The sequence below is a fragment of the Aeromonas sp. FDAARGOS 1416 genome, assembly GCF_019048085.1.
Taxonomy (GTDB): Bacteria; Pseudomonadota; Gammaproteobacteria; order Enterobacterales; family Aeromonadaceae; genus Aeromonas; species Aeromonas veronii.
On the sequence record NZ_CP077301.1, the window covers coordinates 82572 to 104438 of the forward strand.

Consider the following 21867-nt stretch of genomic DNA (forward strand, 5'->3'; position numbering starts at 1 on the left):
ATGCGTATTTGGGGTAAGGTGCTGGGCGCCTTCTTCGGTTTTCTGCTCGGCAATATCATCGGCGCCCTGATTGGCCTCTGGGTCGGCCACCGTTTCGACCGTGGTATGGGGCTGCAGGGGGCGTTTCGTCGCGGCCCGAGTCAAGAGCAGCAAGCCGTCTTCTTCCATGCCACCTTCTCGGTGATGGGTCACATCGCCAAGTCAAGCGGTCAGGTGACCGAGCAGGAGATCCGGGTTGCCTCCAACCTGATGGATCGGATGCGGCTGGCGGGCGAACAGCGTGCCCGGGCGCAGGAGTCGTTTCGTCTCGGTAAGGAGGCCGACTTCCCGCTGCGCGAGACCCTGGCCGAGTTCCGCCGTGCCAGTCTGGGGCAGCGCGATATCCTGCGCTTCTTCCTCGAGGTGCAGTTGCAGGCGGCCTTTGCCGACGGGCGGGTGGAGGAGGGCGAGCGCGCCATTCTGCACACCATTGCCGACGAACTGGGCTTCAGCCGCATCGAGCTGGCTCGCATTCTGGCGATGGCCGAAGCGCAGATGAACTTCTTCAATCAGGCTCATGGCCAGTATCAGGGGGGCCATTCCGGTGGTCAGCAGTATCGGCAGGCGGCACCCTCTGCGGATCGCCTCAAGAATGCCTACCAGTTGCTGGGAGTGAGCGAGAGCGACAGCGATCAGGATATCAAGCGCGCCTACCGCAAGGAGATGAGCAAGCACCACCCGGACAAGCTGGCCGCCAAAGGGCTGCCGCCGGAGATGATGGAGATGGCCAAGGAGAAGACCCAGGAGATCCAGCAAGCCTGGGAGTGGATCCGCGAGGCCCGCGGCATCCGGTAAGCGCCAACGTCAGGTTGGAACAGACAATAAAAAGCCCCGCAGCAGTGCGGGGCTTTGCTTTGCCGTGTGGCGCAGGCCGGGTTATTTGGCCGGAATGGCTTCCAGCACGTGCACCAGCAGTTGCCAGAAACGTTCGACCGCCGGGATATGTACCTTCTCGTCAGGGGAGTGGGCACCGCGGATGGTCGGGCCAAAGGAGACCATGTCCCAATCCGGATAGGCGCTCTTGAACAGACCGCACTCGAGACCGGCATGGATCACCATGACGTTGGGCATGGTGCCGAACAGGGTCTGGTAGCTGTTACGTACCAGCGCCATGACGGGGGAGTCCACGTTCGGCGCCCAACCCGGGTAGGCACCGGTGAATTCGCAGCTGGCGCCTGCCAGGGTGAACAGGGAGCGGGTCATCTGCTCGATGCTCTCGCGGCCGGAGTCAATCAGGGAGCGGATCAGGCACTGGACGTACACTTCGCCATCCTGAGTCTTGATGACCCCCAGGTTGGTAGAGGTTTCGGTCACGCCGGGCATGGCATCGCTCATGCGCATCACGCCGTTCGGGCAGGCCATCAGGGCATCCAGCAGGCGCTGCTGCAGAGAGACGCTCATCAACTTGGCCGGTTTGGCGGCGCTGTTGACCAGCACGGTCAGGTTCGGCTCGGTGGCGGCCAGTTCGGTCTGGTAGATCCCGGTGTAGCGGTCAACCAGCGCCTTGAACTCGTTTACGCTGGCAGCGGGCACCAGCAGGGTGGCGCGGGCTTCGCGCGGGATGGCGTTGCGCAGGGTGCCGCCGTGGATCTCGGCCAGACGAACACCCAGCGGCTCGGCTGCTTTGAGCAGACGCACCAGCAGCTTGTTGGCGTTGCCACGACCGCGATGGATATCGCAACCGGAGTGGCCGCCACGCAGCCCTTTCACGGCCAGCTCGAACACTTCGCCTTCGCTGGCGTCAACCAGCTCGAGCGGGAAGCGGATATTGGCATCCACACCGCCAGCGCAGCCCATATATACCTCGCCATCCTCTTCGGAGTCGGTGTTGAGCAGAATTTCGCCCTCCAACCAGCCCGCTTCCAGACCGAATGCGCCGGTCATGCCGGTCTCTTCGTCGGTGGTCAGCAGCACTTCCAGCGGACCGTGTTTGATGGTCTTGTCAGCCAGCACTGCCAGGCAACCGGCCATGCCTATGCCGTTGTCGGCACCCAGGGTGGTGCCACGGGCCGTGACCCACTCGCCATCGACATAGGCATCGATGGGATCGGTCGCGAAGTCGTGTTTGGTGTCGGCGTTGGCCTGCGGCACCATGTCGATGTGAGCCTGCAGTACCACGGCTTTGCGGTTTTCCATCCCCGGGGTGGCCGGTTTCTTGATGATGATGTTGCCGACCTTGTCCTGCTTGACCGTCAGACCTTCCCCTTGAGCCCATTGGATGATCCAGGCGCTCAGTTTGGCTTCATGTTTGGAAGGGTGTGGGATGGAGCAGATCTGTTCGAAGAAATGCCAAATCAGTTTGGGAGAGAGAGAGCTAAGCTGTGCCACGTCGGGACTCCTTACCAGCACGGAATTAACAGGGCCCCATCAGCGGGCCGGGGAAGAGGATAACGATAATACAGTCAATCACACAAAAATGTGAGCAATCAGCGCAAATCGCAGGCAGCGTGTGCTGGCTGATGGCAACCAGGCAGTACGATCGTCAGGTTCGGACGACGCTGACCGATAGAAAAGAAAATGTGTGACCGATCTCACAAAAATATTGAATTTAACGCACCGACTGGTAAATTAGCTCCCGTGGTTCGCCACCCGTCAGGATGACGATGAAAGCCTCCAGGGAACCGAAGCAAAGCAAGTGCGCCTCCATGGAACCGAGTGTTCGTTCAAGGATTTGAGCCCGCATTAAAGGTACGTAACTTGTTAAGCAATCAGGAGTTTCAATATGCCAGGCAGCAACTCAACCTATTGGTTTGCCCCTTCTTTGTATACCCAGGGTTTCAGCTACCCTAACCCCTTCGTCACTCGTCGCTAAGACGAGCTGCCCAACCAGGCAGAGGCGAGAAAGCAGCAGGTGCGTGAGGTAAATCCTCCCCCTGCTATTTTTTTATCTGCGATTTGCCGCACAGTCCCATTTGGGCTCGGCAGCAGGGACGGCAGGTTAGTCGTTTGGCGCTCGAGATGGGCCGAATGGAGAGGGTGATGCCGATTTTTCCTGTTTTTGGCATACGTTTGCCAGGCATTTTCTCTGCAAACGGTGCTATCATATCGGCCCAACAGCCTGTCCGCGGTTTGGACACATCATCTAACCGATCGCCGGATAAGCCCATCTTGCTTCCATTGTTATCAGATTTGCTGCCGAGGCTTAGCCCTGAGGCAGCCGAAGTGCAATCTGAATTCAGTCGGGCAAGGGCCGCCATTTACTGGCATCCGCAGGGAGAATTGCGGATGTTGTTATTTTAAGTGATTGTTTTTAAATAACTATTCGAGATCGATAACATGCCGAAAAAGTTCTATGTGTCGTGGGACAACCTGCAACGTGAAGCTCGCCGTCTGGCCCGTCGTCAGCTGCCTGTCAGCCAGTGGAAAGGTATCATCGCGGTCAGCCGTGGTGGTCTGGTGCCCGCAGCCCTGATGGCCCGTGAACTTGGCATTCGTAATGTGGAAACCCTCTGCATCTCCAGCTATGACCACGACAGCCAGCGCGAGTTGGTAGTCGTTAAAGCTGCCACCACCGCCGGTGACGGCGAAGGCTGGCTGGTGGTGGAAGATCTGGTAGACACCGGCACTACCGCCAAGGCGATCCGCGAGCTCTACCCGAAAGCCAAGTTCATCGCGATCTTCGCCAAGCCGATGGGCGAAGCGCTGCTGGACGATTTCGAAGTGGCAATCCCGCAGGATACCTGGATTGAACAGCCGTGGGATATGGCGCTGGAGTTCGCCACACCGATCTGCGACGAAAAGTAACGGGATCGGGATGTGACGTTCAGAGCGTCAATTGGCCGCACGCGGCAAGAATGGTTTCACAGGGCTCCTTGATGGAGCCCTGTTTTTTTGTGTATCAATCTGTTGCAGGGTGGCTGATGGGCAGTAAAAGTGGTTAAGATGAGCTATTGCCTGATATGAATGGGACACAATCTTGGACTTGAACGACGACCTCAATCTGACCGAAAAGCTATTTACCCGGGTCAAGAAGGTGCTGGAAACTTCCGAGATCTCCAACTCCAGCCCGGCGGACATTGCCGAAGCAGAGTCAGACGAGATGTTTATCGACGGCTCCATGTCAAAGAGCTGGTATCGCCTGCTGCGCCGCCCCTCCTGGGCCTGGCAGGGGGCCGACCCGGTCGAGGTTGAGCAGACTCTGGCCCGTATCGCCATGGCGACCGGTGAACGCACCCATGACTGCTATCTCGATACAATCAAGGGCTATGTGCCTGGCAACTGGATCTATGAGTGGAGCCAGGTGGCTGGTAACTACTTCAAGCTTGGGCGCGAACTGCGTGAGCAGGGGGATGCAGCTGGCGCCTTGAAACAGCTGCTCAAGGCGGTGCGCTACTACTCCATCGCCAGCTACCCCCATCTCAAGGATGATGAACTGGCGGATCAGGCCCAGCTGCTTGGCAACATGGCCTATCGCGAGGCGGGTCGCCTGTTCAAGGTGCCGCTCAAAGAGATCCAGGTGCCTTTTCGCGGCAAGCATATTCAGGGTTATCTCCACCTGCCGACGACCGAAAAACCGGTGCCGCTGGTGATCATCAGCGGCGGGATCGACTCCCTGCAGCTCGATTTCCTCAACTTCTATCTCAAACGGCTCGAGCCCAACGGTATCGGCATGCTCTCCCTCGATATGCCCGGGGTCGGCTATGCCGAGCATTGGCCGTTGGTGCAGGATACCAGCCGCCTTCATCAGGCGGTGCTCCATTACCTTTCCGAAGTGGCCTGGGTCGATCATCAGCGTATCGCCATGGTGGGAATGCGTCTGGCGGGCAATATCGCAGCCAGACTGGCCTTTATCGAACCGTTCAAGCTGCGCACCGTGGTCTGTGTCGGCGCCGGGGTCAATCAGGTGTTTACCAATCAGGAGCTGTTTGCCAAGTGTCCGCGCATGATGCGGGACAGTCTGGCCAACCGGTTGGGGGCGGATGCGGCGCAGTGGGACGGCATGCGTACCAAGTGCCAGGTATTTTCACTTAAAACACAAGGATTACTGGGGACTCGCACCTCTGTGCCGATATTGAGTATTGGACACAAGCGAGATTTTATTTGTCCCGAGCAGGATGTACGGGCATTGGCGGCGGCCAGTCGTAACGGCAAGGCCATCGTATTCGACAAACAGCCTTTGCTGGAGGTGTATGACAAGGCGCTGGACGAAATCGTCGAGTGGCTGAAACAGCATTTGTGTACCTGACATTGCGCTAAAGAACTGACGCCATCCCTAGGTGGCGCGGCTTGTTTAACAGGGAGGTTAGCATGTCTGAAAGAGTGACCTACAAGCGACTGCTGAGGCAGTTTGCTGCCATTGGCCCCTATTTGCGTGAGGATCTCTGCGAAGAGGGGCGTTATCGTTTCGACTGCCTGTCGGTCTGTGTCAGCGCCAAGCCGGCGCCAGACCAGCGGGAGTTCTGGGGCTGGTGGCTGGTGCTGGAGCAGGACGATCACCATTTCCGTTACCACTATCAGCTCGGTTTTTACAATGCTGATGGCGAGTGGCTGGACAAGCCGATCCCCAAGAAGCACCAGGTAGAAGTGGAGCGGACCCTCAACCGTTTCTACAAGCTCATCAGCGACAAACTGACGGCTCTGGAGTGTCAGTTAGCGCCAGCGGATCAGGTCACCAATGAGTTGACCGTGACCGCTGCTTGATCCCTGATGCCCGGCGAGCAGCATCCCGCTGTTTGCCGGGCCATCAGTCAGCCATCTCCCCTTCCGACCGCAATCATCCGGGCATTTGCTTCATCTCCTCACCCCGGCGTTAATTGCCTTGCAGGGCTCCATAGCCGTGGGTATAAAGATATTCCTTACTTTTTTAGCCTTTATGCTCCCATGGAAAACAGAACCATAGTCGTCAAGTTGGGCACCAGCGTGCTCACAGGGGGGTCTTCCCAGCTCAATCGTGCCCATATGGTCGAGCTGGTCAGACAGTGTGCGGCCTTGCACCGTCACGGCCATCGGGTCGTGGTTGTCACATCAGGAGCTATCGCCGCCGGGCGTGAACATCTGGGTCACCCGCCACTGGCGCCAACCCTTCCCAACAAGCAGATGCTGGCGGCGGTTGGTCAGACCCAGCTTATTCGGGTATGGCAGGATCTGTTCAACCTCTACGGTCTGCATATCGGCCAGATGCTGCTGACCCGCGCCGATCTGGAAGATCGGGAGCGCTACCTCAACGCCCGCGACACCATGCGCACCCTGCTCGATCACCGCATTATTCCGGTCATCAACGAAAACGATGCGGTGGCGACCGCCGAGATCAAGGTTGGCGACAACGACAACCTCTCCGCGCGGGCCGCCATTCTGGCGGATGCGGATCTGCTGATCCTGCTAACCGACCAGAAGGGGCTGTTTACCGCCGATCCGCGCACCAATCCCGACGCCCAGCTGATTGAAGAGGTGCAGACCATCGACGATACCCTGCGCTCGCTGGCAGGTGACAGTGTCAGCGGCCTCGGCACCGGCGGCATGGCTACCAAGCTGCAGGCCGCCGATGTGGCACGCCGCGCTGGTGTCAACGTGGTGATCGCGACCGGCCAGATGCCGGAGGTGATCGGCCGTCTTGCCAAGGGTGAGCGTATTGGCACCCTGTTCCCGGCGCTGGCGTCCCCGCTGGAAGGGCGCAAGAGCTGGATCCTGGCAGGCCCGCCCCCTCACGGTGAAGTGCATGTGGATCAGGGGGCCGTCGCCGCCATGAAGGAGAAAGGCTCCAGCCTGCTGCCAAAGGGGATCGTCGCAGTCAAGGGCGACTTTATTCGAGGCGATGTGGTGCGCATTCTTGATCCCAAAGGCGCCGAGCTGGCCCGCGGCATCTGCCGCTACGACCATCTGGAGCTGGATAAGCTGCGCGGCGTCCACTCGGATCAGATTGAGCAGGTACTGGGCTATGGATATGGTTCAGTAGCCATCCATCGAGACGATATGGTGCTGCTCTAATCAGGGCGGCACGGCATGAACAAAGGGAAATGAGATGAGTCTGGAGAAAATGGGGCAGGCGGCCCGTGAAGCTGCCTATCAGCTGGCTACCATCAGCACGGCGCAGAAGAATCGGGCGCTGGCCGCCATTGCCGATGAGCTTGAGGCGCGCAGTGAGCAGATCCTTGCTGCCAACGACAAGGATATTGCGGCTGGCCGTGAGGCGGGCTTGTCAGAAGCCATGCTGGATCGCCTGCTGCTCAATCCGGCCCGGCTGGCCGGGATCGTGGCAGATGTGCGTAAGGTGATCACGCTGGACGATCCGGTCGGCGCCGAAATGGATAGCCGGGTGCTGGAGAATGGCCTGCGCCTCTCTCGTCGTCGGGTGCCCATCGGGGTTATCGGCGTCATCTACGAGGCGCGTCCCAACGTCACCATCGACATCGCCAGCCTCTGCCTCAAGACCGGCAACGCCAGCATACTGCGCGGCGGGCGCGAGACCTTCCACTCCAATCTGGAGCTGGTGCGGGTGATCCAGCATGCCTTGGCGGCCTCCGACCTGCCCGAGGCGGCAGTACAGTACATCGACAACCCGGATCGGGCGCTGGTGGCCGAGCTGCTGCGCCTCGACCGCTATGTGGACATGATCATTCCCCGCGGTGGTGCCGGCCTGCACAAGATGTGCAAGGAGAACAGCTCCATTCCGGTCATCATCGGCGGCTTTGGCATCAGCCACATCTTCGTCGACGAGAGTGCCGATCTGGTGCGCTCTCTGGCGGTTATCGACAACGCCAAGGTGCAGCGCCCCTCCGCCTGCAATGCCCTCGATACCCTGCTGGTACACGAGAAAGTCGCTTCGGCTTTCCTGCCACAGCTGGTGACGCTGATGAACGAGCGCAAGGTGACGCTGGTGGCCGCGGCCAACGCCATGAAGCTGCTGGCGGGTGCCGACAACCTGTGCGAGGCGGGGCCGGAGGATTTCGATACCGAGTGGCTCGGGCTGACCCTGGGGGTCAAGCTGGTGGCGGATGTGAACGAGGCGCTGGCCCATATGCGCGAGCACAACGCCGGTCACTCCGATGCCATCCTGACCAACGATCTGGCTAACGCCGAGCGTTTCGTCAACGGAGCCGGTTCGGCGGCTGTCTATGTCAACGCCTCCACCCGTTTCACTGATGGTGGCCAGTTTGGTTTGGGGGCCGAGGTGGCGGTCTCGACCCAGATGCTGCACGCTCGCGGCCCTATGGGGCTGACCGAGCTCACCAGCTACAAGTGGGTAGGGCAGGCCGATTACCTCAGCCGCGCCTGATAACCGGTTGTGTCAGATACAAAAATGCCGACTCTTGGGTCGGCATTTTATTTGGTGGATATCGGGAAGATATCAGGCGATCGGGTTACTCCCCGTGATAGAGCACCTTGTCACCGGACTTGAGCACATAACCCTTCCAGATAAAGAGAGTGTAGCCGCTGCCCTGCCACGACCAGTTGCCCTCCGCACCTTGACGGGTCAGCAGGTGCTGCTCGCCGCTTGGCAGATGCAATTCGGCCTGCGTCTGGTCGGCATTGAACATCACGAAGGCGCTGCTGGTCTGGCTGGCATCGGTCGGATTGAGCCGGATACCCTCTTCAAACAGGCGCACACATTTGCCAGTCAGCGCTGACCACTGATAGCCCGCACTGCCGATACAGCCGTGGCTGTCGCGATCGCCGCCCACCAGATGTTGTTCCGGTGTACTGCATGCCGCCAGCAGCAGAGAGGCGGCCATCAGAGTCAATGTGCGCATGGTTACTCCTGAAGATCCCGTTCGATGACGATGTTGGAGAATCCCAACTCTTTGAAGTAGTTCTCCTGATAATCCTTCACGCTTTTCTTGTCGCGGCGACAAACCTGAGCCAGCTGGGCCTCCATGGCGTGAAAACTGGTGAGGTCCAGCCCTTCGGCAGCGGCGATGGCGTCGTAGATGCTGCGGAACTTGTCGTTCGCGTAGCCGATCTCTTTGGCCTGTTTTTTATAGGTGTACGTGATCTTAAAGGCCATCTTGCCCTTCCTTCTTCGATTTGGCTTGCTTGCGCTGGACGTAGAGGTAGAGGCTTTCGACCTTCTCCCGAGCCCAGGGGGTCTTGCGCAAGAACTTCAGGCTGGACTTGATGCTGGGATTATCGGTGAAGCAGCGGATATTGATCTGCTGCCCCAGCTCTTCCCAGCCGTAGTATTCGACCAGCGCGGTGACGATGGCTTCCAGCGTCAGCCCGTGCAGCGGGTTGTTCTTCTGCGAGGCGTTCGGTTGCTCGCTCATGCCTGCTCCGCCAGCTTGGCAAAGGGCTGACCCATGCGGGTGGTGACCCCGTTGGCCAGATGGGGTTCAAAACCGGCCAGCATGCCCGGGCCAAACAGGCAGACCACGGTGCTGCCCAGCTTGAACAGGCCCATTTCGGCGCCTTTCTGCAGGGTAATGGCCTCGTCGCCGGTATAGTCCCAGCGCACCACCTTCTTCTCTTTGGTCGGCGCAATGTTGCCGGCCCAGATGGTCTCGATGCTGGCCACGATAGTGGCACCGACCAGCACCAACGCCATCGGGCCGTGCGGAGTGCGGAAGGTGGCGACCACTCGCTCGTTGCGGGCAAACAGGTTCGGCACGTTCTCGGCGGTGAGCGGGTTGACGGAGAAGAGATCCCCCGGCACGAACACCATGCTCTCCAGCACGCCATGCAGCGGCATGTGGATGCGGTGGTAATCCTTGGGCGCCAGATAGATGGTGGCGAAGTCGCCATCCTTGAACGGCGCTACCAGATCCTCATAGCCGCCCAGCAGCTCGCGGGCGCTGTAGTCGTGGCCCTTGGCCTGAATGATGCGACCCTGCTGGATCGGGCCGAGCTGGCTGACGGTGCCATCGACCGGCAGCGCCAGAGTCATGGCATCTTCTACCACGGGGCGGATGCCGGGCTTGAGCTCGCGGGTGAAGAACTCGTTGAAGCTCTTGTAGTGGGCCGGATTCTCGTGCAGCGCCTCGCTCATGTCGACCTTGTACTGCTTGATAAAAGCCTCGATCACCCTGGTGGTGATGTTGCCCGCTTCGGCGGCGGCAAACTTGCCGATCAGACGGGAGAGGGCGTGCTTGGGCAGACAGTATTGACCGGCAATTTTCAGGTTGTCAGTAATGCTCATGTTCATCATCAACGTAGGTTAAACAGGGTCACAGGCGCGCCTGTTGGCGACCGTGACGGGCTTCCTGCATGGTTTCCAGGATGCGGTGATAGTTGTGGAAGCGATCAGCGCTGATGGCGCCCGCGTCGACCGCGGCGCGCAGGGCACAGCCGGGATCGTCCTTGTGGGTACAGTCGCGGAACTTGCAGCCACCCAGGTAGTCGCGGAATTCGACGAAGCACCAGGTGATGCGGTCGGCTTCCAGATGCCAGAGGGCGAACTCGCGGATCCCGGGGGAGTCGATGAGATCGCCACCGCTCGGGAAGTGGTAGAGCCGCGCCGTGGTGGTGGTGTGCTGGCCGAGCCCCGAGTTTTCGGAGATCTCGCCGGTCAGCACATCCAGCCCCGGCATCAGGGCGTTGGTGAGCGAGGATTTACCCACCCCGGACTGGCCGACGAAGATGCTGATCTTGTCGGTCAGTGCGGCTCTAAGCTCATCCAGCCCTTCGCCGCTCTCGCAGCTCACCAGCAGCACCTCGTAATTGAGTTTGCGGTAGGTTTCGAGCTGGCTTTCGATGCGCGCTCTGGCGGCATCATCGAGCATATCGACCTTGTTCAGCACGATGAGGGGGCGGATCTCCACATCCTCGGCGGCCACCAGATAGCGGTCGACGATGTTGGTGGAGAACTCGGGCATCACCGCCGAGACGATGATGATCTGGTCGATATTGGCTGCGATGGGTTTGACCCCGTCGTAGAAGTCCGGCCGGGTCAGTACCGAGTGGCGCGGATGCACCGCCTCGATGACGCCCGCTGTCGCGGCATTGAGGCCGGGACGCCACACCACCTTGTCGCCGCACACCAGACTGCTGATGCTGCTGCGCCGCAGGTTGCTGCGGTGGATGGTGCCATCGACCGCTTCCACGTCTGCGTGCTGACCGAAACGGCTGATCACCACCCCTTCGATGGCGGGGCCAAACAGGGTGTCATCCACCACTGTGGTGTGATCTTTTTGCAGCCGCCGTTCGCGGTTGGCCTGGACGCGCCTTTGTTGACCCAGATTGAGTTTTGCTTTCTTTGCCACTCGATTCGCCAGTTTATGAACAGATCCAAAGCCAGTATGATACATGCAAATTGGCAAAATTCCGCCATTCCTCCCAATAGAGAGAGCAATCATGACAGTCAGCGCGCAGAACCTGGTATGGATCGACATGGAGATGACGGGTCTCGACCCCGAAGAGAACGTGGTACTGGAGATTGCCACCATCGTCACCGACAAGGATCTGAACGTACTGGCCGAAGGGCCGGTCATCGCCATTCATCAGAGTGATGAAGAGCTGGCCAAGATGGACGAGTGGAACGTCAACACCCATACCAAGAGCGGTCTGGTCGCCCGGGTCAAGGCGAGTCAGCACGATGAGGCGAAAGCCATTGCCGAGACCCTCGCGTTCATTCGCCAGTGGGTGCCGGAGCGTACCAGCCCGCTGTGCGGCAACAGCATCGGTCAGGATCGCCGCTTCATGGTCAAGCACATGGCCGAGCTGGAAGCCTTCTTCCACTACCGCAACGTCGACGTCAGCACCATCAAGGAGCTGGTACGCCGCTGGCAGCCGGAGTTGCTGGATCAGTTCAAGAAGAGCGGCACCCACCAGGCGCTGGACGATATCCGCGAATCCATCGCCGAGCTGCAGTTCTATCGCAGCCACGTCTTCAAGATCTGATTCCCCGGCAAGGGGTTGTCATACTCTGGCTGCTAAAATCGACAGTTCGGCCAGCTTTTGAGCGAACGCGCGCAACCAGACAAAAAAGCCCTTGCAATTGGAATGACTGCTCTTATAATTCGGCTCCCGTACAGTAGCGCAAGCAACCAAATGCTGTACGGCCTGTTTTAAGGTAGTTGCGGGAATAGCTCAGTTGGTAGAGCACGACCTTGCCAAGGTCGGGGTCGCGAGTTCGAGTCTCGTTTCCCGCTCCAAAAATCTGATGATGACACTGGTGCAAACCAGCCCGATGCGGGAATAGCTCAGTTGGTAGAGCACGACCTTGCCAAGGTCGGGGTCGCGAGTTCGAGTCTCGTTTCCCGCTCCAATCATCAGTCAGCCTCAAGACAACCAAATTGTTGCGGGAATAGCTCAGTTGGTAGAGCACGACCTTGCCAAGGTCGGGGTCGCGAGTTCGAGTCTCGTTTCCCGCTCCAAAAAATTTGTAAGTGATATTCCGATGCGGGAATAGCTCAGTTGGTAGAGCACGACCTTGCCAAGGTCGGGGTCGCGAGTTCGAGTCTCGTTTCCCGCTCCAATCACTTGCAGATGACATTCTGTTGCGGGAATAGCTCAGTTGGTAGAGCACGACCTTGCCAAGGTCGGGGTCGCGAGTTCGAGTCTCGTTTCCCGCTCCAATCACTTGCAGATGACATTCTGTTGCGGGAATAGCTCAGTTGGTAGAGCACGACCTTGCCAAGGTCGGGGTCGCGAGTTCGAGTCTCGTTTCCCGCTCCAAACATTTGTAAGTGACATTCCGTTGCGGGAATAGCTCAGTTGGTAGAGCACGACCTTGCCAAGGTCGGGGTCGCGAGTTCGAGTCTCGTTTCCCGCTCCAATATCTCTTCGAAGTTTTCATAATCCCTTTGAATTGCCCTTCACATCGCGCTGCGATGCTTTGTCGTATCTGGCGTTTACTAGGCGCGTCTCTACCACCTCCTGCCAACAGGAAGGGGATGTGGGCTCATGGTGCGGATTGTACGAGGCAAGCGGTTGTAACAGGTGGTGGGTGGCGAGAATGGTGGGCAAAAAAGAGGAGGGGCCTTGGCTCCTCCTGCATGATTCACTGGCGCGGGCTTAGACCAGAGTAACGTTTTCAGCCTGAGGGCCTTTTTTGCCCTGGGTCACAGTGAACTGGACTTTTTGACCTTCAGCCAGGGTTTTGAAACCGGTGCTCTGGATGGAGGAGAAGTGAACGAATACGTCCGGACCCTGGGATTGTTCAATAAAGCCAAAACCCTTGGTTTCGTTGAACCATTTTACCTGGCCGGTGCGAATGTCAGACATGTGCTAAATCCTATCAATAACAAAATGAAACTAAGCCCGTGCTGGGCTGCATTTGCCTTGCAAGCAGGGGTTGGCTCATGACTGACCACGTCTCTTTGTCCCAGTAGCACGTAGAACAATCCCTGTCTAAAGCACAAACGATTGTACGTTAGCGCCGATCCTTGTCAATTTGACCCCTTTCGTTTTTTGAACAAGCTAAAAATATTGTGAAGTCAGTAGCTTATTTGAAGATATTTGACTGAAAAAAACGGGAGGCCAGCGCCTCCCGTGTTGTTATTCCTTGAGGGCGAACCCTTCGCCCTGCCGGTCGTAGCGGTAAACCGCCTGACCGTAGGAGCGGATCTCCACCCGCTGGATGCGGCGGGTGTCGTCCACCAGGATGAAGATAGAGCGGCCCGATTGCAGGCGGGTCAGGGGGCGATCCGGCCCCTCGATGGCGATCAGGCGGCTCAGCTCGGCACCCGGCAACTCGAATTTACGCCAGATGGAGTAGAGGGTCTCACCCGCCTGCACATCGTGTTGCAGCCAGGTGCCGTTGACCTTCTCTTCGACCGGCTTGGCTGCCGCGGGCGCACTGCCTGCAGCGCCACTGCCGACAGTTAGAGCTTGAGCAGGCACGGCCAGCGGCACTTCCAGCGAGCCGGAAGGGGCGGCTTTGGGGGCGGATGGCGCTGGCTCCCAGGCCAGCACCAGCAACCAGAGCGGGAGCAGGATCAGCAGACCTATGGTGTTTTTGCGGGGCAGCGGGCTGGACAGCTTGAATTTGCCTGCTTTGGCATCCTGGCGGCGTTGGCCGAGGTTGCTCATCCCTTGGCCAAAACGTTGGCGCAGGGACAGGGTCGCGGCATTGATGCGATGGAGCAGGGATCCTTGTGATTCGTCTTGGCGACGCTGCTGGGCTCGTCTGTTATGGCCTCGTGGGCGACGGTCCGGGGTGGGCACGGCATTTACCTCTCACTACATTGCCTGCCATCAGGCAAATTCGTCGCCTATGGTAAACGGACTCGCCCCCGAGGGGGAGAGTCCTGAGGCGGAAAATTATCAGCTGAGACGAAATTGACCCAATAATTGCTGCAATTTGTCGGCAGCCTGACGCAAAGCCTGACTGGCTTTGGCCGTTTCGGTCGCATCCTGAGCAATGTCGTTGGCCAGTGCGTTGGTTTTTGACAGGTTGCCGGAGACGGTTTCTGAGACCGAGCTCTGCTCTTCGGCGGCGGAAGCGATCTGATAGGTCATGTCGTTGATGGTGGAGATGGCCTGGTAGATGCTGCCGAGCGCCTCTTCCGCCAGATCCGCCTCGCCCACCGCCTGATGGGTCAGCTGCTGGCTCTGGGTGATGGCGTTGACTGCATTGGTGGAGCTGAGGCGGATCTTCTCGATCAACTCCTGGGTGTTCTGCACCGCCTGCTGGGTATTGCCCGCCAGTTTGCGCACCTCGTCGGCCACCACCGCAAAGCCGCGGCCCTGCTCGCCAGCCCGTGCAGCCTCGATGGCGGCGTTGAGGGCCAGCAGGTTGGTCTGGTCGGCAATCCCCTGAATGACGGTGAGGATGCTGGTGATCTGGGCGCTGTCGTGAGCCAGCCCTTCCACCACTTCGGCCCCTTTACCGGCTTCTGCCGCGACCTTGTGCATCGACTGGATCACCTGCTGGAAGCGCTCCTTGCCCTGATCGGCAGCGCTTTGCGCCTGTTTGGCCGAGTCGGCGGTATTGTTGGCGTGGGTGGCGACCTCCTGACTGACGTAGGACATCTCCTGTACCGCGGTCAGCATCTGCTCCATCTCCGCTTGATGGTGCTGCAGGTTGTTGTCGGTCTGACCGGCGATGCGGTCGGTATCACCGGCATAACGGTTCACCTCGCTGGCAGTCTTGAGCACATCCCCGAGCAGCCCTTGCAGCTTGTCGATAAAGCGGTTGATCCCCTTGGCGAGATCCCCCAGCTCATCGACAGATCGGGTCGTGAGGCGTTTGGTGAGGTCCCCTTCACCATCGGCGATGTCATCTACCAGGCTGACCATCTGACGGATGGGGCCAGTGATGCTGCGGGCAATCACCAGCATGGTGGCCAGCGCCAGCACCAGTACGATAACGGCGCCCACCAATTGCTGGGTCATGGCGGCCTGGTTCATGTCGCTCAGCTGGCTTTCCAGTTGATCGGCGCCCGCCAGTACCACCTTGTAGGGCAGGGTGACGATGATGGCCCAGTTGCGGCTCATTCCCGGCACCATGATGGGGACGGAAATGCGGAATGACTCGTCCAGCTCCTGACGCTGAACTTCCGGTTTCAGGTACTGCTGCCACTGGTTGCCCAGCACCTTACTTGCGCTGCTGCCGAGCTGGCTGGCATCACCGCTGGTGCCGGTGATGACACCGGCGGCGCTGACGATCAGGGTCTCCCCCTGGCCATCATAGATATTGCTGTTGAGGCTCTTGGCCTGACGGCTGATGGAGTCCACCGCCAGATCGAGCGCGGCGATCCCCTTGAACTGACCATTCACCATGATGGGGGTGGTGATGGTGCTCACCAGCACCTGCTGACCATTGATATCCACCTTGAAGGGATCGATGAGGCAAGAGCGCCCTTCCCGTTTCGGGCAGGCGTAGTAGTCGTTGGCGGGATTGCCGAATTCGTCCGGGTCGGTTTTTTCGATGGAGAGCAGCAGATCGGTACCGATTTGATCCTTGTCGCGATAGAAGTAGGGCACGAAGCGCCCCTTGTCATCACTGCCCAGCGCACTCTGGCCAGCAAAGCTGGCATCCTGACCGTCGAAACCGTTGGGCTCGAAGCCGGCGAAGGCGCCATAAAGCTGGGGCTCCAACGCCAGTTGTGCCTTGAGCAGGTCGGTGGCCTGCTGGCGATCCAGCGGCAGTTTGCCTTGCTGTTGCAGGGCGAGGGTGCTGGCCATCTGCTGGGTGTAGGAGAGCCCTTTTTGCAGCAGCTGGGTGATGGTGGCTGCCTCGGCGCGGGCATTGGCGCTGACCTTTTGCCATGCCTCCTGCTGCAGCGCTTCACGGCTGGAGCTGATGGTGAGTTGTTGGGTCTGTTGGCCGGAGTATTGGTTGAGCAGGATCAGGATGACCAGGGCTGCGGTCATGGCGATCCCGGCCATCACTAGAATGCGATTCTGGATAGAACGGAACTGCATCGTCTCTTCCTTGTTCGTGAGAAGTGTGGTGAGCGTTATTTGGGTATCGACCGGAGGAGGCAGCTCTCCAGCATTGTGCATAGCAAATCGGAAACGGGGCTTCGGTTTTGCGATCCTCTTCAAATATCGGGCTACAGATGCAAATGGCGACAGATTTAATCCCCTACTTTAGCCCGCAATGGCGTCATGGTTTTCCCATCCGTGATTGTCGGTGCTAAAATGCGACGGTTTTTTCTAACGAATTGGCCCAAGGCCCTCTACACAAGGCTTAAAGATGAAAGTCAAAACCCGTTTTGCTCCCAGCCCGACCGGCTTTTTGCATGTCGGCGGTGCCCGTACCGCACTCTATTCCTGGTTGTTTGCAAAGAACCAGGGCGGTGAGTTCGTGCTGCGTATTGAGGATACCGACCTGGAACGTTCCACTCAGGAGGCGATCGACGCCATCATTGAGGGCATGGAATGGCTGGAGCTGAACTGGGATGAGGGCCCCTACTACCAGACCAAGCGCTTCGATCGCTACAACGGTCTGATCGACGAGATGCTGGCCGATGGCCGCGCCTACAAGTGCTACTGCTCCAAAGAGCGTCTGGAAGCGCTGCGTGAAGGCCAGATGGCCAACGGCGAGAAGCCCCGTTATGACGGAAAGTGCCGCGACCACGCCCACGATCACCCTGCCGATGCGCCGCACGTGATCCGCTTCCGCAACCCGACCGAAGGTTCCGTGGTGTTCGATGACCACGTCCGTGGCCGCATCGAGTTTGCCAACACCGAGCTGGATGACCTGATCATCCGCCGTACCGACGGCGCGCCGACCTACAACTTCTGCGTAGTGGTCGATGACTGGGATATGGAGATCACCCACGTGGTGCGTGGCGAAGACCACATCAACAACACCCCGCGCCAGATCAACATCTACAAGGCGCTGAACGCGCCGGTGCCGGAGTTTGCCCACGTCTCCATGATCCTGGGTGACGACGGTGCCAAGCTCTCCAAGCGCCACGGTGCTGTCTCCGTGATGCAGTACCGCGACGACGGCTACCTGCCGGAAGCGCTGCTGAACTATCTGGTACGTCTGGGCTGGTCCCACGGCGATCAGGAGATCTTCAGCCTGGAAGAGATGATCAAGCTGTTCAGTCTGGATGCCATCTCCAAGTCCGCCTCTGCCTTCAACACCGACAAGCTGCTGTGGTTGAACAACCACTACATGCGCAGCCTGGATCCGGCTTATGTGGCCAAGCATCTGGCATGGCACATGGAAAACCAGAAGATCGACACCAGCAATGGCCCGGCGCTGGCCGACGTGGTCACCCTGCTGGCCGAGCGCTGCAACACCCTGGTCGAGATGGCCGCCCAGAGCCGCTATCTGTTCGAAGAGTACGAAGCCATTGACGAGGCGGCCGCTAAGAAGCACCTGCGTGGCGTCGCTGCCGAGCCGCTCACCTTGGCCAAAACCAAGCTGGCTGCACTGGATAGCTGGACCACCGAAGCGCTGCACGAACTGATTGAAGCGACAGCCGCCGAACTGGGTCAGGGTATGGGCAAGGTTGGTATGCCGCTGCGCGTGGCTGTCACCGGTCTGGGCCAATCCCCTGCCATCGACGCCGTGATGGCACTGGTGGGCAAGGAGCGCGTACTGGCGCGTATCGACCGCGCACTGGCTTACATCGAAGCCCGCATGACTGCCGAGTAAGTGCTGCCGATGTGGCAGGCGAGGGGATAACCCCGCTCTGCCACAAGCTGAATAGCAAAAATCCGAAACCACAGGTTTCGGATTTTTTTATGGCCAGCGCACAGGCCGAAAATACTTTGGATAAAAAAATGCCAGTCAACTGACTGGCATTTTTATTGGGACAGAGTGCCGCTTAGTGGCTGTCGACCCAGACGAACTTGAGCACGAACAGCAGGGCCACCACCAGCACGCAGGGGTTAATCTCGCGCCAACGGCCGGTACCTGCCTTCATCACGCAGTAGGAGATGAAGCCCACGGCGATCCCCTCGGTGATGGAGAAGCTGAACGGCATCATCACCGCGGTCATGAAGGCCGGTACCGCTTCGGTCAGATCTTCCCACTTCACTCGGGTCAGCTCGGAGCACATCAGCACGCCCACATAGATAAGGGCGCCAGCGGCGGCATAGGCCGGCACCATGGCGGCGACCGGAGAGAAGAAGATCGCCAGCAGGAACAGCAGGCCAACCACAATGGCGGTCAGACCGGTACGGCCGCCGACGGCGACGCCGGAGCTGCTCTCGATAAAGGCGGTAACCGAGGAGGTGCCCATGAAGGCGCCGCCGACGGAGCTGACGCTATCGACCATCAGCGCCTGTTTCATGCGCGGGAAGTGGCCCTTGTCATCGGCCAGCTTGGCGCGGTTGGTGACACCGATCAGGGTTCCAGAAGAGTCGAACAGGTTGACCAGCATAAAGGAGAAGATGATCCCGGCTAGGCTGATATCGAGCGATCCCATCAGATCCAGCTGGCCGAACACCGGTTCGATGCTGGGGGGCATGGAGACAAAGCCCTTGAAGGTGACATCGCCAAACAGCCAGCCCAGACCCGTGGTGACCACGATGGCGATCAGCACGGCGGAGTGGACGCCGCGGGCGGAGAAGATGCAGATCAGGAAGAAACCGAGCAGACCCAGCAGGCAGGGCAGGGAGGTGAGGTTGCCCACGGTCACCATAGTCGCGGGGCTGGCCACGACGATCCCGGCGTTGTGCAGGCCGAGCAGGGCGATCAGCAGACCGATACCGGCGGTGATGCCAACCCGCAGGGTGAGCGGGATGTTGCCGATCAGCCAGTAGCGCACCCGCAGCAGGGTGAGGATCAACAGACCCATGGCACCCCAGAAGATGGTGCCCATGCCCACTTGCCAGGAGTAACCCATGCCGGCGACGACCACGAAGGCGAAGAAGGCGTTAAGGCCCATGGCGGGGGCCAGCGCGATGGGCAGGTTGGCCAACAGGCCCATCAGGATGCTGCCGATACCGGCGATGAGGCAGGTGGTGACGAACACGGCCTGGGTGTCCATGCCCGCCGCAGAGAGGATCTGCGGGTTGACGAACACGATATAGACCATGGTCAGGAAGGTGGTGATACCGGCAATCACTTCGGTGCGGGCGGTCGTGCCATGGCCTTGCAGGGCAAACAGGCGCTCAAGCAATCCTTGCCCGGCAGCCTGATTGGCAGCTTGGTGTTGTTGATTCATGTTGGATTCCAATAGGTGACGTGAAATAAGCAGCAGGGGAACGGGCTATCCCATCCATGCGGGGTAAATTGCCCAGTTTCTGGCGGTTAAGTAACCAGACTCGTCCTGATACCGTGACAGCGCGCACATTTTTACACAGGCGGCGCCGTTTACAAACCCCGGATCTGCGAAGCAGATCAATGAATAGAGTAAAAATTCAAACGTTTGCTTTTTGAGCATGAAAAAAGGTTCTCAGCAGAGAACCTTTTATCGAAAATTGGGGGCTTACAGGGTTTTGAAGTAGCGCTCGACCAGCTGGGCCAGTACCGAGTCGAGCCGGTCTTGCACTTCACCCAGTTCACGGCCGAAGCGGCGCAGAAACAGGCTTGCCTGCTCTTCGGTCAGCTTGCGCCCCTCGATAAAGAACTCCTGCTCCGGTAGTTGCTTGTCGTAGCGGGGGATCAGCACCCAGCTCACCAGCTCGGGCTCTACGGCGGCAAAAATCTTGGCGGCGGCGGCACAGAAGGTCTCTATGTGCTCCTTGCCATCCGGCCCGAGGCAACCCGGTTCAACCCGGATCTGGATGGTGAGTTTTTTCTCTATCGGGGTCGTCATCGTGCTACATCCATGCAAAGGCATCCGTCTAGGATTGTAAGTCAAAAGGCAAGAGAAAGGGGAGCCGAAGCTCCCCTCAACACGCAGTCAGCCTTATTTGGCGATGCGCTTGTACTTGGCGCGATGGGGCTGGATCGCCTCGGCGCCGTAGGTCTTCTTCTTCCACTCTTCGTATTCGGTAAAGTTACCTTCGAAGAACTCGATCTTGCCCTCATCCTGATAGTCCAGGATGTGAGTGGCGATACGGTCGAGGAACCAGCGGTCGTGGGAGATGACCATGGCACAACCCGGGAACTCCAGCAGGGCGTTCTCGAGGGCGCGCAGGGTTTCGATATCCAGATCGTTGGTCGGTTCATCCAGCAGCAGCACGTTGCCGCCGGTCTGCAGCAGCTTGGCCAGATGCAGACGACCACGCTCACCACCGGAGAGTTCGCCAACCCGCTTCTGCTGGTCGGAACCCTTGAAGTTGAAGCGGCCGATATAGGCGCGGCTCGGGAACTCGTAGTTGCCGATGCGCAGGATATCCTGACCGTCAGCGACCTCTTCGAATACCGTCTTCTTGTCATCCATGCTGTCGCGGAACTGATCGACAGAGGCCAGTACCACGGTTTCACCAAGCGTGATGGCGCCGGAATCCGGCTGCTCCTGACCCGACATCATGCGGAACAGGGTCGACTTACCGGCACCGTTCGGGCCGATGATGCCGACGATGGCACCCTTCGGAATGGCAAACGACAGATCGTCGATCAGCACCCGATCACCATAGGATTTGCGCAGGTTAGCCACTTCCACCACCTTGTCGCCGAGGCGCGGTCCGGGCGGAATGAACAGCTCGTTGGTCTCGTTGCGCTTCTGGTAGTCGTTGGTGTTAAGCTCTTCGAAGCGAGCCATACGGGCCTTGGACTTGGCCTGACGCCCTTTCGGGTTTTGACGAACCCACTCCAGCTCTTTCTCGATGGACTTGCGGCGAGCCGCCTCGGAACTGGCTTCCTGCGCCAGACGGGCGTCCTTCTGCTCCAGCCAGGAGGAGTAGTTGCCTTCCCACGGGATACCTTCGCCGCGGTCCAGCTCCAGGATCCAGCCCGCCACGTTGTCGAGGAAGTAACGGTCGTGGGTGATGGCCACAACAGTGCCTTCGTAGTCGTGCAGGAAGCGCTCCAGCCAGGCCACGGATTCCGCATCCAGGTGGTTGGTCGGTTCGTCCAGCAGCAGCATGTCCGGCTTTTCCAGCAGCAGACGGCACAGTGCCACACGGCGGCGCTCACCACCGGAGAGGTGCTTGATCTTGGCATCCCAGGCCGGCAGGCGCAGGGCATCGGCCGCACGCTCCAGCTGGTTTTCCATGTTGTGGCCGCCCTGGGCCTGGATGATGGCCTCCAGCTCGCCCTGTTCGCGGGCCAGCTTGTCAAAGTCGGCATCCGGGTCGGCGTAGGCCGCATAGACCTCGTCCAGACGGGCCATGGCGCGCTTCACCTCGCCAACGGCCTCTTCGACTGCTTCGCGTACGGTCTGCTCCGGCTCCAGCTTCGGCTCCTGCGGCAGGTAGCCGATCTTGATGCCGGGCTGCGGACGGGCTTCCCCTTCGATCTCGGTGTCGATGCCCGCCATGATGCGCAGCAAGGTCGATTTACCGGCGCCGTTCAGACCCAGCACGCCAATCTTGGCGCCCGGGAAGAAGCTCAAGGAGATGTTCTTGAGAATATGACGCTTGGGCGGCACTACCTTGCCGACCCGGTTCATGGTGTAAATAAATTGAGCCATTGGCTAATTCTCTTCCTTTTCAGCAGGT

General features: G+C 59.3%; 20 protein-coding genes and 7 tRNA genes. 15 read left to right on the forward strand and 12 right to left on the reverse strand.

The annotated features are described in order from the left end of the window. Nucleotides 1–834, forward strand: a complete 834-nt coding sequence (djlA, locus tag I6L46_RS00385; RefSeq protein WP_216977064.1) for a co-chaperone DjlA — start codon at nt 1–3, stop codon at nt 832–834. Nucleotides 835–915: 81 nt separating this feature from the next. Here the strand turns inward: djlA and I6L46_RS00390 are convergent, their stop codons facing one another. After that, nucleotides 916–2367, reverse strand: coding sequence for an aminoacyl-histidine dipeptidase (locus I6L46_RS00390; RefSeq protein ID WP_216977066.1), 1452 nt, complete (start codon nt 2365–2367; stop codon nt 916–918). 948 nt (nt 2368–3315) lie between these two features. On the opposite strand from I6L46_RS00390, the gene gpt reads away from it, so the two are divergent. The 5 genes from gpt to I6L46_RS00415 all read left to right on the forward strand — a co-directional run bounded on the left by gpt (nt 3316) and on the right by I6L46_RS00415 (nt 8251). Beyond that, entirely contained in the window at nt 3316–3783 is a 468-nt protein-coding gene (gpt, locus tag I6L46_RS00395; RefSeq protein ID WP_005339007.1) for a xanthine phosphoribosyltransferase, read from the forward strand. Nucleotides 3784–3955: 172 nt separating this feature from the next. Continuing rightward, nucleotides 3956–5224 carry an esterase FrsA gene (frsA, locus tag I6L46_RS00400; RefSeq protein ID WP_216977068.1) on the forward strand — a complete coding sequence of 423 codons (1269 nt, stop codon included), beginning with the start codon at nt 3956–3958 and terminating at the stop codon, nt 5222–5224. 62 nt (nt 5225–5286) lie between these two features. Continuing rightward, nucleotides 5287–5679 (forward strand): sigma factor-binding protein Crl, encoded by a 393-nt coding sequence (gene crl / locus I6L46_RS00405; protein ID WP_216977070.1) that lies wholly within the window; start codon nt 5287–5289, stop codon nt 5677–5679. 180 nt (nt 5680–5859) lie between these two features. Continuing rightward, entirely contained in the window at nt 5860–6963 is a 1104-nt protein-coding gene (gene proB / locus I6L46_RS00410) for a glutamate 5-kinase (protein ID WP_033114873.1), read from the forward strand. Between the two features lie 34 nt (nt 6964–6997). After that, nucleotides 6998–8251, forward strand: a complete 1254-nt coding sequence (locus I6L46_RS00415; protein WP_216977072.1) for a glutamate-5-semialdehyde dehydrogenase — start codon at nt 6998–7000, stop codon at nt 8249–8251. An 85-nt stretch (nt 8252–8336) separates the two neighbouring features. Here the strand turns inward: I6L46_RS00415 and I6L46_RS00420 are convergent, their stop codons facing one another. The 5 genes from I6L46_RS00420 to rsgA are packed head-to-tail and all read right to left on the reverse strand — an operon-like array spanning nt 8337 to nt 11171. Further along, the gene (locus I6L46_RS00420) at nt 8337–8726 is read right to left on the reverse strand and encodes a hypothetical protein (protein ID WP_159162966.1); all 390 of its coding nucleotides are present in this window, start codon (nt 8724–8726) and stop codon (nt 8337–8339) included. A 2-nt stretch (nt 8727–8728) separates the two neighbouring features. Next, nucleotides 8729–8980 carry a DUF2960 domain-containing protein gene (locus I6L46_RS00425; protein WP_005338984.1) on the reverse strand — a complete coding sequence of 84 codons (252 nt, stop codon included), beginning with the start codon at nt 8978–8980 and terminating at the stop codon, nt 8729–8731. After that, a complete protein-coding gene (locus tag I6L46_RS00430) occupies nt 8970–9239 on the reverse strand; it encodes a VF530 family DNA-binding protein (RefSeq protein WP_005338981.1) in 270 nt (89 codons plus the stop codon). Before I6L46_RS00430 ends, I6L46_RS00425 begins: the two co-directional genes overlap by 11 nt. Beyond that, the gene (asd, locus tag I6L46_RS00435) at nt 9236–10108 is read right to left on the reverse strand and encodes an archaetidylserine decarboxylase (protein ID WP_216977074.1); all 873 of its coding nucleotides are present in this window, start codon (nt 10106–10108) and stop codon (nt 9236–9238) included. Before asd ends, I6L46_RS00430 begins: the two co-directional genes overlap by 4 nt. Nucleotides 10109–10136: 28 nt before the next feature. Beyond that, nucleotides 10137–11171 carry a small ribosomal subunit biogenesis GTPase RsgA gene (rsgA, locus tag I6L46_RS00440; protein WP_216977076.1) on the reverse strand — a complete coding sequence of 345 codons (1035 nt, stop codon included), beginning with the start codon at nt 11169–11171 and terminating at the stop codon, nt 10137–10139. Between the two features lie 91 nt (nt 11172–11262). On the opposite strand from rsgA, the gene orn reads away from it, so the two are divergent. From orn to I6L46_RS00480, 8 genes are all read left to right on the forward strand, one after another. Then, on the forward strand, nt 11263–11808 hold the full coding sequence (orn, locus tag I6L46_RS00445; protein ID WP_005349380.1) for an oligoribonuclease: 546 nt from the start codon (nt 11263–11265) through the stop codon (nt 11806–11808). Between the two features lie 178 nt (nt 11809–11986). Further along, nucleotides 11987–12062: transfer RNA gene (locus I6L46_RS00450), tRNA-Gly, on the forward strand. 37 nt (nt 12063–12099) lie between these two features. After that, nucleotides 12100–12175, forward strand: a tRNA-Gly gene (locus I6L46_RS00455). 33 nt (nt 12176–12208) lie between these two features. Further along, nucleotides 12209–12284: transfer RNA gene (locus I6L46_RS00460), tRNA-Gly, on the forward strand. 25 nt (nt 12285–12309) lie between these two features. Beyond that, nucleotides 12310–12385: transfer RNA gene (locus I6L46_RS00465), tRNA-Gly, on the forward strand. A 24-nt stretch (nt 12386–12409) separates the two neighbouring features. Continuing rightward, a tRNA-Gly gene (locus tag I6L46_RS00470) sits at nt 12410–12485 on the forward strand. Nucleotides 12486–12509: 24 nt separating this feature from the next. Then, nucleotides 12510–12585, forward strand: a tRNA-Gly gene (locus I6L46_RS00475). Nucleotides 12586–12609: 24 nt separating this feature from the next. After that, nucleotides 12610–12685 (forward strand) — tRNA-Gly (locus I6L46_RS00480). Nucleotides 12686–12924: 239 nt separating this feature from the next. Here I6L46_RS00480 and I6L46_RS00485 read toward each other — a convergent pair. From I6L46_RS00485 to I6L46_RS00495, 3 genes are all read right to left on the reverse strand, one after another. Further along, nucleotides 12925–13134 carry a cold-shock protein gene (locus tag I6L46_RS00485; RefSeq protein ID WP_005338972.1) on the reverse strand — a complete coding sequence of 70 codons (210 nt, stop codon included), beginning with the start codon at nt 13132–13134 and terminating at the stop codon, nt 12925–12927. Between the two features lie 273 nt (nt 13135–13407). Then, nucleotides 13408–14076: a LysM-like peptidoglycan-binding domain-containing protein gene (locus tag I6L46_RS00490; RefSeq protein WP_042054903.1), complete on the reverse strand. Its 669-nt coding sequence runs from the start codon at nt 14074–14076 to the stop codon at nt 13408–13410. A 99-nt stretch (nt 14077–14175) separates the two neighbouring features. Further along, nucleotides 14176–16278, reverse strand: a complete 2103-nt coding sequence (locus I6L46_RS00495; RefSeq protein WP_216977078.1) for a methyl-accepting chemotaxis protein — start codon at nt 16276–16278, stop codon at nt 14176–14178. Nucleotides 16279–16552: 274 nt separating this feature from the next. Between I6L46_RS00495 and gltX the strand changes: the two genes are divergently transcribed. Further along, nucleotides 16553–17968, forward strand: coding sequence for a glutamate--tRNA ligase (gene gltX, locus I6L46_RS00500; protein ID WP_123173686.1), 1416 nt, complete (start codon nt 16553–16555; stop codon nt 17966–17968). 172 nt (nt 17969–18140) lie between these two features. Here the strand turns inward: gltX and I6L46_RS00505 are convergent, their stop codons facing one another. From I6L46_RS00505 to ettA, 3 genes are all read right to left on the reverse strand, one after another. Further along, nucleotides 18141–19484 carry an NCS2 family permease gene (locus I6L46_RS00505; protein ID WP_005343409.1) on the reverse strand — a complete coding sequence of 448 codons (1344 nt, stop codon included), beginning with the start codon at nt 19482–19484 and terminating at the stop codon, nt 18141–18143. A gap of 264 nt (nt 19485–19748) precedes the next feature. Continuing rightward, on the reverse strand, nt 19749–20078 hold the full coding sequence (locus I6L46_RS00510) for a hypothetical protein (protein ID WP_005343410.1): 330 nt from the start codon (nt 20076–20078) through the stop codon (nt 19749–19751). Between the two features lie 93 nt (nt 20079–20171). Continuing rightward, entirely contained in the window at nt 20172–21839 is a 1668-nt protein-coding gene (gene ettA, locus I6L46_RS00515; protein ID WP_005338959.1) for an energy-dependent translational throttle protein EttA, read from the reverse strand. Nucleotides 21840–21867: the final 28 nt, after the last annotated feature.